This is a genomic window from Polaribacter sp., assembly GCF_051251875.1.
GTDB lineage: Bacteria > Bacteroidota > Bacteroidia > Flavobacteriales > Flavobacteriaceae > Polaribacter.
Window position 1 is genome coordinate 1 of record NZ_JBPOGL010000006.1, and the last position, 12,671, is coordinate 12,671.

The 12,671-nt window shown below is 31.1% G+C and carries 9 protein-coding genes; 7 read left to right on the forward strand and 2 right to left on the reverse strand.

From position 1 onward, the window contains the following. Nucleotides 1–291 precede the first annotated feature (291 nt). The 4 genes from ACSHW5_RS04390 (at nucleotide 292) to ACSHW5_RS04405 (ending at nucleotide 6,771) form a co-directional block, all read left to right on the forward strand. A complete protein-coding gene (locus ACSHW5_RS04390; protein ID WP_435674892.1) occupies nucleotides 292–1,920 on the forward strand; it encodes an acyl-CoA carboxylase subunit beta in 1,629 nt (542 codons plus the stop codon). A gap of 153 nt (nucleotides 1,921–2,073) precedes the next feature. Beyond that, complete coding sequence (locus ACSHW5_RS04395; RefSeq protein ID WP_435674893.1) at nucleotides 2,074–2,385, forward strand: GIY-YIG nuclease family protein; 312 nt, start codon at nucleotides 2,074–2,076, stop codon at nucleotides 2,383–2,385. A gap of 1,106 nt (nucleotides 2,386–3,491) precedes the next feature. Continuing rightward, nucleotides 3,492–5,585, forward strand: coding sequence for a phosphate acetyltransferase (gene pta, locus ACSHW5_RS04400; protein WP_435674894.1), 2,094 nt, complete (start codon nucleotides 3,492–3,494; stop codon nucleotides 5,583–5,585). 1 nt (nucleotide 5,586) lies between these two features. Then, the gene (locus ACSHW5_RS04405; protein WP_435674895.1) at nucleotides 5,587–6,771 is read left to right on the forward strand and encodes an acetate/propionate family kinase; all 1,185 of its coding nucleotides are present in this window, start codon (nucleotides 5,587–5,589) and stop codon (nucleotides 6,769–6,771) included. A gap of 63 nt (nucleotides 6,772–6,834) precedes the next feature. Here ACSHW5_RS04405 and ACSHW5_RS04410 read toward each other — a convergent pair whose 3' ends face one another. Further along, nucleotides 6,835–7,995, reverse strand: a complete 1,161-nt coding sequence (locus ACSHW5_RS04410) for a T9SS type A sorting domain-containing protein (RefSeq protein WP_435674896.1) — start codon at nucleotides 7,993–7,995, stop codon at nucleotides 6,835–6,837. A gap of 170 nt (nucleotides 7,996–8,165) precedes the next feature. On the opposite strand from ACSHW5_RS04410, the gene ACSHW5_RS04415 reads away from it, so the two are divergent. Beyond that, on the forward strand, nucleotides 8,166–8,882 hold the full coding sequence (locus ACSHW5_RS04415) for a YebC/PmpR family DNA-binding transcriptional regulator (RefSeq protein WP_435674897.1): 717 nt from the start codon (nucleotides 8,166–8,168) through the stop codon (nucleotides 8,880–8,882). 12 nt (nucleotides 8,883–8,894) lie between these two features. Here the strand turns inward: ACSHW5_RS04415 and ACSHW5_RS04420 are convergent, their stop codons facing one another. Beyond that, nucleotides 8,895–10,250, reverse strand: a complete 1,356-nt coding sequence (locus ACSHW5_RS04420) for a DUF2851 family protein (RefSeq protein ID WP_435674898.1) — start codon at nucleotides 10,248–10,250, stop codon at nucleotides 8,895–8,897. A 36-nt stretch (nucleotides 10,251–10,286) separates the two neighbouring features. Between ACSHW5_RS04420 and ACSHW5_RS04425 the strand changes: the two genes are divergently transcribed. Continuing rightward, the gene (locus ACSHW5_RS04425) at nucleotides 10,287–10,919 is read left to right on the forward strand and encodes a nitroreductase family protein (RefSeq protein ID WP_435674899.1); all 633 of its coding nucleotides are present in this window, start codon (nucleotides 10,287–10,289) and stop codon (nucleotides 10,917–10,919) included. A gap of 119 nt (nucleotides 10,920–11,038) precedes the next feature. After that, the gene (locus ACSHW5_RS04430; protein WP_435674900.1) at nucleotides 11,039–12,499 is read left to right on the forward strand and encodes an aminoacyl-histidine dipeptidase; all 1,461 of its coding nucleotides are present in this window, start codon (nucleotides 11,039–11,041) and stop codon (nucleotides 12,497–12,499) included. The last annotated feature ends 172 nt before the right edge of the window (nucleotides 12,500–12,671 follow it).

Genomic DNA, 12,671 nt, shown 5'->3' on the forward strand with positions numbered 1-12,671 from the left:
CTTTCTTCAGATGATTATTGGTTTAATATCACCTTAATTCCTGCAAATCCAACAAAACAACCCATCAACAAAATAGGGCATTTTTCTTTGTTGAGAAAGTAATTAAAAAACCCTTTTTAATTTTTTAAAGAGGGTTTATAAATTATTAAAAAATCTAAAACAGTAAATAACAGTTGAAGTCTGTTTACACAATCTACCATCTGTTCAGTTGTCGGTTAATTTTGAAGAAAAATTTGTAAAAAATATCCGCCCAAAATTCCCTATTTTAGCAACTGAAAAACAAACATTTTTATGGATTTAAACTTCAATAAAAACGAAGATTACAACAAACTTCTTGCTTCAGATTTACGCAGACGTTTTGCCAAAGTTAAATTAGGTGGCGGTCAAAAACGCATAGATAAGCATCATGAAAAAGGTAAAATGACAGCAAGAGAACGTGTTAATTATCTTTTAGACAGCAATGCCAAATCCATAGAAATTGGTGCTTTTGCCGGAGAAGATATGTATGCAGAACATGGCGGTTGCCCTTCTGGAGGGGTTATTGTAAAAATGGGTTATGTACAAGGAAAACAATGTATTGTTGTTGCAAATGATGCTACTGTTAAAGCAGGCGCGTGGTTTCCTATTACCGGAAAAAAGAATTTGCGTGCCCAAGAAATATCCATAGAAAACAAATTACCCATTATTTATTTAGTAGATTCTGCCGGCGTTTATTTGCCCTTACAGGATGAAATTTTTCCTGATAAAGAACACTTCGGACGCATTTTTAGAAACAATGCCATTATGAGCAGTTTGGGCATTACACAAATTTCTGCAGTAATGGGAAGCTGTGTTGCTGGTGGTGCTTATTTACCAATTATGAGTGATGAAGCTTTAATTGTTGATAAAACTGCAAGTATTTTTCTAGCCGGAAGTTATTTGGTAAAAGCTGCCATTGGCGAATCTATAGACAATGAAACTTTAGGTGGCGCAACTACGCATTGCGAAATTTCTGGTGTTACAGATTATAAAGCAAAAGATGACAAAGATGCGTTGGATAAAATAAAATTTATTGTTGATAAAATTGGCGATTATGACAAAGCTGGATTTAGCAAAACCGAATCTTTTCCGCCAAAAGAAAAAGAAGATGATATTTTTGGCATTCTTCCAAAAGAAAGAAATGCGCAATATGATATGTTAGAAATCATAAAGCGATTAGTAGATAAATCTGAGTTTGAACAATACAAAGAAGGTTACGGAAAAACCATTTTAACAGGCTACGCACGTATTGATGGTTGGGCGGTTGGCATTGTTGCCAATCAACGTAAATTGGTAAAAACACAAAAAGGAGAAATGCAATTTGGAGGTGTAATTTACAATGATTCTGCAGATAAAGCTACCCGTTTTATTGCCAATTGTAATCAGAAAAAAATACCCTTAGTTTTTTTACAAGATGTTACTGGTTTTATGGTAGGTTCAAAATCTGAACATGGTGGAATCATAAAAGATGGGGCTAAAATGGTAAACGCAGTAAGTAATTCTGTTGTTCCAAAATTTACCATTGTAATTGGTAACTCTTACGGAGCAGGAAATTACGCCATGTGTGGCAAAGCCTACGACCCAAGATTAATTGTGGCCTGGCCAAGTGCAGAATTAGCTGTAATGAGTGGTAATTCTGCAGCAAAAGTATTGCTACAAATAGAAACTGCCTCACTAAAAAAACGTGGCGAAGAAATTACTCCCGAAAAAGAAGCCGAACTATTTAACAAAATAAAATCTCGTTATGACAATCAGATTTCTCCTTATTATGCTGCCGCAAGAATTTGGACAGATGCTGTTATTAATCCGTTAAGAACTAGAGATTGGATTTCTATGGGAATTGAAGCCGCCAACCACGCACCTATTGAAAAGCAATTTAACATGGGTGTTTTACAGGTTTAAGACAAAACTTATACCAAGTTCTGCCATTCTAAAAGAGTCCTACACAGTATCAAAAAGACTCTTTTAGAGTAAAAAACAAAGAAAAACTGGGTAAGTAAAATTACACCACAGTTTATCACGCTGTAAGCGTCCCAAGTAATAAATGCAATAACAATGATAGAACTCACTCAAGGAATCTATAATTTTCATGTTTATATCATTACAAATAAAAATAAAACAGTTTTATATACTGGCGTTACAAATAATTTAAAATTAAGATTACAGCAACACTTTCAAAAAATGAATCCAAAAAGTTTTACTGCAAAATATAATGTCCATTATTTATTATATTTTGAACATTTTGGATGGATTCAACAAGCTATAGCAAGAGAAAAAGAAATAAAACTTTTGAAAAGAGAGAAGAAATTAAATATAATTAAAGAAACCAATCCTAATTTGGAGTTTTTGAATCATTATTTTGAATAAGTTGAAAAGACTCTTTCAGAGTGACAAACTGTGTGGTAAGACAAACTTTGCGAAAAAAGCAAATCTTACACACAAACCATACACTCAATTTTGTCATGCTGAAAGCATCCCACGCAAAAAGAATTAATCGAGAGACTCTTTCAGAGTGACAAACTGTGTGGTGAAAACTGCACACACAAAACTCACACCCAGTTATGTCATGCTGAAAAGCATCCCACGCAAATACTAAAAAGACTCTTTCAGAGTGACAAATTGTATGGTAAAACAAACTTTGCGAAAAAACAAAAAGTAAATCTTACACTCAAACTCTATACCCAGTTTTTTCATGCTGAAAAGAATCCCACGCAATACTAAAAAGACTCTTTCAGAGTGACAAATTGTGTGGTGAAAACTGCACACACAAAACTCACACCCAGTTATGTCATGCTGAAAAGCATCTCACGCAATACTAAAAAGACTCTTTCAGAGTGACAAACTGTGTGGTAAAACAAACTTTGCGAAAAAACATAATGCAAATCTTACAAACAAACTCTTCACCCAACTTTGTCATGCTGAAAGCATCCCACGCAAATACTAAAAAGACTCTTTCAGAGTGACAAACTGTGTGGTAAAACTGCACACACAAAACTCACACCCAGTATTGTCATGCTGAAAGCATCCCACACAACAATAAAAAGACTCTTTCAGAGTGACAAAATTGATGGTAAGACAAACTTATCGAGAAAACAAAAAGAAAATCTTACACACAAACTCTTCACCCAGTTTTGTCTTGCTGAAAAGCATCCCACACAATACTAAAAAGACTCTTTCAGAGTGACAAACTGTATGGAAAAACAAACCTTACGGAAAAATAAACTGATTAAAAAAACCACTTCATTAATTTTTAAAGAAATATTTTCTATGGTGTTCATCGTTAAAGAATTTAATTTTATAACAATATTTATAATTTCATATAATATTCACTGACTTCAATAAATGATTACAATTTTTACATCATTAAAAATAAATTTCAATTTAATTATCAATTCTCTAAAAATAATGATTATTATCATAAATTTGATATCTTTATAAGCTGTAATTTTGCAGCATAATTTTTTTATAAAACAATGAGTAAATCAATATATATTTCTACCATAGAAGCAAATAGTGGAAAATCTTTAGTATCCTTAGGTCTTCTAAGAATGATGCTTACCAAATCTTCTAAAGTTGGTTATTTTAGACCTATCATTAATAAAGGGAAAACTAATGAATTTGATAACCATACAAATACTGCTATTAACTTCTTTAATTTAGACATTGATTACAAAGATTGCTATGCCTATGAACAAAAAGAAGTAGTAGAACTTTTAAGTGAAGGAAAAGCAGATAAAGTGATACATAATGTTATCAAAAAATTTAAAAAACTAGAAGCAGAATATGATTATGTATTGGTTGAAGGTACAGATTTTTCTGGTGAAGGAGGTTTTACAGAATTAGATGTAAACCTAATGATCGCTAAAAACTTAGGAATACCTGCCTTAATTGTTGGCGCCGGAAATGACAAAACCAAGAAAGATTTTATAAATACCATGCAGCTATCTTACAACTCTTTTATTGAAAAAGAGGTAGATGTAATTGCTGTAATTGCCAACAAGATAGATGAAAATGAAATTGATTATATCACCAAAGAATTACAAAAAACCATTCCAAAAAACGTACAAATAGATGTAATTCCGAAAGTAAACTTTTTATCATATCCTACAGTAAAAGAAGTACTAGAAGCGTTAAAAGGTAGAGTGATATATGGAGAGCAATTTTTAGAAAATGCCATTGGAAGTTTTAGTACCGGAGCAATGCAATTGCGCAATTATTTAACACGCATAAGAGAGAACGCTTTAGTAATAACACCTGGTGATAGAGCAGATATTATTTTAGGAGCATTACAAGCAAATGCCTCTAGTAATTATCCAAAAGTTGCCGGAATTATTTTAACAGGAAGTCTTTTACCAGAAGAATCAATTATAAAATTAATTGAAGGTGTACAATCTACAGTTCCTATTATTTCTGTTGAAGGCGGAACCTTTGGAATTACCAATAAAATTGGCGCTGTTAAACCTAAAATTTACGCAACACACAGCAAAAAAATATTACTATCATTAGATACTTTTGACAAATATGTAAATGTAGAAGGATTAACCAACATGCTAACTTCCTATAGTTCGGTTAAGTTAACACCAAGTATGTTTCAATACAATTTATTGCAAAAAGCAAAAGCACATAGAAAACATATTGTGTTACCCGAAGGAGATGATGAAAGAATTATACAAGCAGCTTCTAGATTACAATTATTAGACATTGTAGATTTAACACTTTTAGGAGATAGAAACACCATACAACTAAAATGTGATCAAATTGGTTTACAGATAGATTTAGACCAAATAAATATTTTAAATCCTGAAGATTCTATACACAATAGTGATTTTGCCACCACACTTTTTGAAGCTCGTAAACATAAAGGAATGACTGAAACCATGGCTATAGATTTAGTACGTGACGTTTCTTATTACGGAACTTTAATGATTATGAATGGTTTGGCAGACGGCATGGTTTCTGGTGCCGTACACACCACAATGCACACTATAAAACCAGCCTTGCAAATTATAAAAACAAAACCTGGCGTCTCTGTAGTTTCCTCAGTATTCTTTATGTGTTTATCTGACCGAGTTTCTGTAATGGGAGATTGTGCTGTAAATCCAAATCCGAATGCAGAACAACTTTCAGAAATTGCTATTTCATCAGCATTATCTGCCGAGGCTTTTGGTATTGAAGCAAAAATTGCCATGTTATCTTACTCTTCTGGAAGCTCTGGAAAAGGAGAAGAAGTAGAAAAAGTTAGAAAAGCAACTGAATTGGTAAGAGCTAAAAATCCTAATTTAAAAATTGAAGGACCAATACAATATGATGCTGCTGTAGACATGTCTGTAGCCAAAACAAAAATGCCAAATTCTGAAGTAGCCGGACAAGCTTCTGTATTAATATTTCCAGATTTAAACACCGGTAACAACACCTACAAAGCAATACAAAGAGAAACTGGTGCATTGGCAATTGGCCCAATGTTACAAGGTTTAAACAAACCCGTAAACGATTTAAGTAGAGGTTGTACAGTAGATGATATTTTTAACACCGTTTTATTAACAGCAATTCAAGCAGAACAAGGATAATATGAATATTTTAGTATTAAATGCAGGCTCATCATCTTTAAAATATCAAGTAATAGAAATGCCATCACAAATTGTTAAATGTGTTGGTTTGGTAGAAAGAATTGGTTTTGAGGATTCCATATTTACACACGAAAAAAACAATGAAAAACACAGCGAAGTTTTTCCAATCTTAAACCATGAAGTTGGTTTAAAAAAGATTGCAGAAACTTTATTAGATAAAACTATAGGAGTCATAAATTCTGTGGATGAAATTGAAGCTGTAGGCCACCGCGTAGTTCATGGAGGAAAAAGTTTTACCAACACCGTTGCAATTACAAAGGAAATTAAAGAAAAAATTAAAGAATTATTTGATTTAGCTCCGCTTCACAATCCTGCTAATTTAACAGGAATAGAAATTGCCGAAACAATTTTTACAACAGCTAAACAAATAGCAATTTTTGATACGGCTTTTCATCAAACAATGCCAAGAAAAGCATATCAATACGCAATACCGAATACCTATTTAGAAGACCATAAAATTAGAGGTTATGGTTTTCACGGAACAAGTCATAAATACGTTTCGGAAAAAGCCATCGATTATTTAAATAAAAAATATTCAAAAATAATTACCATTCACTTAGGAAATGGTTGCAGTATGGCTGCCGTTAAAGACGGAAAGTGTATAGAAACTTCCATGGGTTTTTCGCCAACAAACGGTTTAATTATGGGTACCAGAGCGGGTGACATTGATCAATCTGTAATTTTCTTTTTAATGAAGAAGTTTCACAAATCTGCAGATGAAGTTAATGATATCTTGCAGAAAGAATCTGGCATGAAAGGTTTAACTGGTTATTCTGATTTAAGAGAAATTGAAGAAAAAGCAGCCAATGGAGATGAAAAGTGTGTGAATGCACTAAAATTGGCTAGTCATAGAATTAAGAAATTTATTGGTTCTTATACTGCTGCTTTAAATGGTTTAGATGCTATTGTTTTTACCGCCGGTATTGGAGAAAATTCTAATTTAATGAGAAGAATGTCTTGTGAAAATTTAGAGTTTTTAGGAATAGATTTAGATGATTCTAAAAACGATATTCGCTCTAAAGAAATTAGAGAAATTCAGAAAGATTCTGGGAACGTTAAAATTTTAATTATCCCAACTAATGAAGAACTTGAAATTGCAAAACAGTCTTATAATCTTATAAAATAAACCACAAAAAAAACCCTTCAGCGAACTAAACACTGAAGGGTTTATTAATAAAAGATTAATAGTTTATTTCTTTACAATTCTTTTTGTTCCAATTTTACCATCTGCAGTTTGTACTTTAACTACATAAACACCGCTTACTAAATTTTCAATATTCATGTTGTTTTTCTGAGCTTCAAACACTTTTTTACCTAGTACATTAAAAATAGCAATATTTTCTATAGAAAATTTACTATCATCAATAGTTAACATATTTTTAGTAGGGTTTGGGTATACAGCAAATTCTATAAAACTTACGCCTTTAACACTTGCTGTAGCTTCGCCATAATTGTAAGTAGTTCTATAATTGTCTTCTTCATATCCTAGTATTTTATTTACATAAAGATTCTCTTGTCCTGTCAACGCTTCAAAACCAAATTTATCTTTAAATGGATGCGTAAAACTACTCATTAGTTGTGTTACATCAAACGTATAATTTTTTTCAGAATATAATTCAAAAGAACCATTATTATAGTCAAAATCTCTCTCTAAAATTAAATTACCATTTGAATCATAAGTGTACTCTTCCTTAGAATAGACCTCATAAGCAGCTCCGTTCCAATCATAGTATATAGTACTTGTTAATTTATTATTTGCATTATAGCCATACACATCTTTATCAACTACACTCCAAGAACTACCGTTCCAATCATAATAAAGAAATTCATAAACCAAATCATTAGCTCCATAATTTATTGTAGTCTTTGAAGAATAATCTGCAGTTAAAACCCAAGCAGAACCATTCCAATAATAATCTACTAGTTCTGTTACTTTGTTACCAGAATACGTATATATATTTTTATAATCATCAACATAAACACCATCTTTGAATTCTAAATTTATAGATTCTACAATTTGGTTATTAGCATTGTATGTGTAATTTGTTTTATAACCATAAGAAATATTGCCTGAACCATCAAAACCTTCATAAGTACTACTAACAACCCTATTGGCACTATTATACACATAGGTATCGTTACTATTAAACTCCCAACTAGAAGTACTATTATTCCTAAAATAAAATTTTTCTGAGATTAGGTTATTGTTATCATCATAAGTAAAGGTCTTTTTGTTACTGCTTTCCCAACTTGTGCCATTGTAATATTCTTCTGTCTCAGAAGTTAGTTTCACTTGTGAAAAAGCGGTAATTGAACAAAGAAATAAAAATAATAAAGTAATTTTTTTCATAAGATTAATTTTTAAAAGTTTAAGTATCAAAAATAACCGAACAAAACAGTTTTTACAATACCTACAAATAGGTATATTTACTTTAAAATCATCAACCAAAATAATTGTGAATCAACTTTCAAATTTTTACATTTGCTTGTTATATAAATTACACAAAATAAACATTAGAAATGGGTAGAGCATTTGAACTTAGAAAAGGGCGTAAAATGAAACGTTGGTCAGCAATGGCTAAAACCTTTACAAGAATTGGTAAAGATATTGTAATGGCTATTAAAGAAGGTGGTCCAAACCCAGATTCTAACTCTAGACTAAGAGCAGTTATGCAAAATGCAAAAGCTGCAAACATGCCTAAAGACAATGTAGAACGCGCTATAAAAAAAGCCACAGATAAAGATACCGCAGATTATAAAGAAGTACTTTTTGAAGGGTATGCGCCACACGGAATTGCTGTTTTATTAGAAACAGCTACAGACAATAATAATAGAACAGTTGCCAATGTTAGGTCTGCTTTTAATAAGTGCGATGGAAATTTAGGTACTTCTGGTTCTGTTGTTTTTATGTTTGATCATGTATGTACTTTTACCCTTAAAAAAGAAGATATTACTATCGATTTAGAAGAATTAGAATTAGAATTGATAGATTTTGAAGTTGAAGAAGTTTTTGACGATGAAGAAGGAATTATTATTTACGCTCCTTTTGAACAATTTGGAACCCTACAATCTTACTTTGAAGATAATAATATAGAAATTCTATCTTCTGGATTTGAAAGAATTCCTACCACCACAGTAAAACTGAACGAAGAACAACAAGCAGATGTTGAAAAATTACTAGAAAAATTAGAGGAAGATGATGATGTACAAAATGTATATCATTCTATGGTAATGTAAATAATTGGAATGCTATTTTCTTTTTAAAACGTTAACACCAATAGCACATTCTAAACATTTTTTTGCTGCGCAATAATTATTCTTAAGCTCTAGCAAAGACTGGGTTTCAAAAGCATTATTTGCTTTAATATGTAGCGTATCAAATTTTGAAATGATACCATTTTTTTCAGGTTTCAATTTTTTCATAAGACCTAAAAACTCGTTTTCATTAATAGTTCCTTGCTCTTTTTTATACAAAAACTGTAAAGGAATAATAGTATTTATCAATAATAAATCTACAAAGGATGTGGTTAGTTTTTTTGATGATTGTTTAGATGATTTCTCAAAAGTATAATGCGTTTTCCAAAATAACGCTACCTCTACAGAAAACAATTTGTAAAAATCTTTTACATCTTTAATTTCTAAACATTTAGAAAATAATTTTTGATGTTGATGATACAAAATAATTAATTGAGCAATTCTTATAGTAGGAAAATTGTGAGGCCTCATTCTAAAAAAGGAAAATACATGTTTAGAGATTGGTGTTAATTTATATTTCTGTTGTAAAAATTGATATTCTACTTTTAATTTCTGATGATAATCAACATCAATAGAATCTGCTAAAAAACCAGCTTGCCCAAATAATAATGCTGCAAGTTGATGTTTGTTCAAACACACTTTTTGCAACACAGAAAAAGGCATAGAAGTTGCCAATCTTAAAAAAGAATCTCCATTTACTTTTAAACCAAAATTCTTTGCCAATAGCTGAAACAATACAGCTTCATAATTATTATTCTCCGCCACTAAAAACCCTTTAATCTCGCTAGATTTTCGTTCTAATCGTTCAAAAAACAAACGTTCTTTCCAGTTTTCTAAGATAAAATTATGCACAGAATTAATATTTTCCTCACACGGAATCCAACGTGATTGCGTAGAAAACAATTCTTGATATTTGGTCAGTAAAATTCGTTGCACCAATCCTTTTAACACCAAGGTTGGTAAGGGAGCATTATTTTTCATAAAAACCGGTACATCATCTTCCCAAACCACATGCAAAATAACCGCATCATAATTAACATCTGTTTCATGATTGTGGGCGTACCAATCAGAAGACTTTAAATGTATCTCTACATTTCCTGCCCAAAGCTGTTCATCTAATAGTAATTGAGCATTTAAAAAATCAGGACCAGCATTTTTATTATGCAAACCAGATTTTAGAATTGTAATTTTAGTATGTGTAGTTGTTTGCAAATCATTCAAAGAAAACAATTTATACTTCCAAACGTAGTGTAGAAAATCTTCTTTCATTGCCAATTTTTGTCTTAAAGTTACAAAAAATAAATCTATACAAATATCAATTTTAATAATAGCATAAAATTTAATACTCATAATTATTAAAGTATTTTTGCATTTAAATACATTTAAATGAATACCATTAAAAGTTTACAATGGCGTTATGCTGTAAAAAAGTTTAATTCTGAAAAACAACTTTCTAATTCACAAATAAACACCTTAAAAGAAGCGTTTAATTTAACCGCTACATCCTACGGTTTACAACCATTAAAGTTGGTTATTGTTAAAAACAAAACCATACAAAAAGAATTAGTTGCTCATTCTTTTAATCAACCTCAAGTTTTTGAGGCTTCACATCTTTTGGTAATTTGTGTACCTAAAAACTACGCTATTACTGAAGTAGAAAATTATTTTAATTTGGTTCAAAAAATTAGAAACACACCACAGGAAATTATAAAACCATTTAAAGATTTTTTAACTCAAGAAATTAAAAATAAAACACAAGAAGAACTTCTTTTATGGAACAAAAATCAAGCATACTTAACGCTAGGTAACTTACTAACTGTTTGCGCTTTAGAAAAAATAGATGCTTGCCCTATGGAAGGTTTTATTCCTGAAAAATATGATGAAATCTTACACTTAACGGCACAAAACTTAAAATCGGTTTTGGTATTACCTGTAGGTTTTAGAGCAGAGGATGATTATATGAAAGAATTAACAAAAGTTAGAAAAAATACTACAGACACTGTAATAGAAATCTCTTAACTTTACGTCTGTAACAAAAACACCAATTCTTTAATCGCTTTTCTACTGGTTTCTTATCAGTTTAAAAGCAGTTAAGAAACTTAATAACAGCAGTTTTCTGCTTAAAACAAATTAATAATATGAATTCAGAAATAAGAAACCTAGAACCAACATCTGTTTGGAATCATTTTGCAGATTTAAATGCAGTTCCTAGACCTTCAAAAAAAGAAGAACGTGTAATTCAGTTTATGGTAGATTTTGGTAAAAAATTATCTCTTGATACTTTTGTAGACAGCGTTGGTAATGTTATTATTAAAAAACCAGCAACAACAGGTTTTGAAAATAGAAAAACAGTAGTTTTACAAAGCCATTTAGACATGGTGCATCAAAAGAATGCAGCAACTAATTTCGATTTTAATTCAGAAGGAATTAAAATGTTAGTAAAAGGAGATTGGGTTAAAGCAGACGGAACAACTTTGGGTGCAGATAACGGATTGGGCGTTGCTGCTATTATGGCTGTTTTATCTTCTAACAGTATTCAACATCCTAATTTAGAAGCACTTTTTACTATTGATGAAGAAACAGGAATGACAGGTGCAATGGGCTTAGAAGGAGGTCTTTTAAAAGGAGATATTCTTTTAAATTTAGACACGGAAGAGGATGACGAAATAGGAATGGGTTGCGCCGGCGGAATTGACGTAACAGCTACAAGAAGTTATACAGAAGAAAAAACACCAAAAAACACCACCGCTTTTACAATAGAAGTTACCGGGTTAACTGGCGGACATTCTGGTATGGAAATCCATAAAGGTTTAGGTAATTCTAACAAAATAATGAATAGAGTTTTGTTTGATAGTTTTACCAATTTTGGTTTGCGTATTTCTGAAATAAACGGTGGAAGTTTAAGAAACGCAATTCCTAGAGAAAGTGTTGCTATTGTTACGGTTGACACCATTTCTAAAGAACCTTTTTTGTTTGAAACAAACACACTTATTAACAATATTAAACAAGAGTTTTTAACCATTGAACCATCTCTAGAAATTAATATTAAAGAAACAACTACTCCTAAAAAGGTGATGGATTTAGGTGTACAAGAAGGTTTAATAAAATCGATTTATGCTACCTTAAATGGCGTTTATAGAATGACACCAGATATGGATGATTTGGTAGAAACATCTAACAACATTGCGCGTGTAATTGTAAAAGATGGCGCCATAAAAATAGGATGTTTAACACGTTCATCTATAGAAAGTGGTAAAATAGACTTGGCAAATTCTTTGCGTTCTGCCTTTGAATTATCTGGTTTTGATGTTGAACTTTCTGGAAATTATCCTGGATGGAAACCAAATATAAATTCAGAAATATTAAAAGTAGTTGCTAATTTATATGAAAATTTACATGGAGAAAAAGCAAATGTTGCTGCTTGTCATGCAGGTTTAGAATGTGGAATTTTAGGTCAAAATTATCCAGAAATGGACATGGTATCATTTGGACCAACCATTTTAGGAGCACACTCGCCAGATGAACGCGCTAGTATTTCATCAACACAAAAATTCTGGAAATTTTTAATAGAAATTTTAAAGAATACACCTAAAAAATAAGGATTCAGTCGTATAGAACATTGCAAACATGTGATCTGTTCTATATGACTGAATTAACAGATTTTATAGAAATCTTTCCCTATATAATATTGTTTAAAAAAAGCTTTTAAGTAGACACAACCTCTTATTTTACAAGACTTTGAAGATTTATCTTTTTGTTAACATCTTTAAC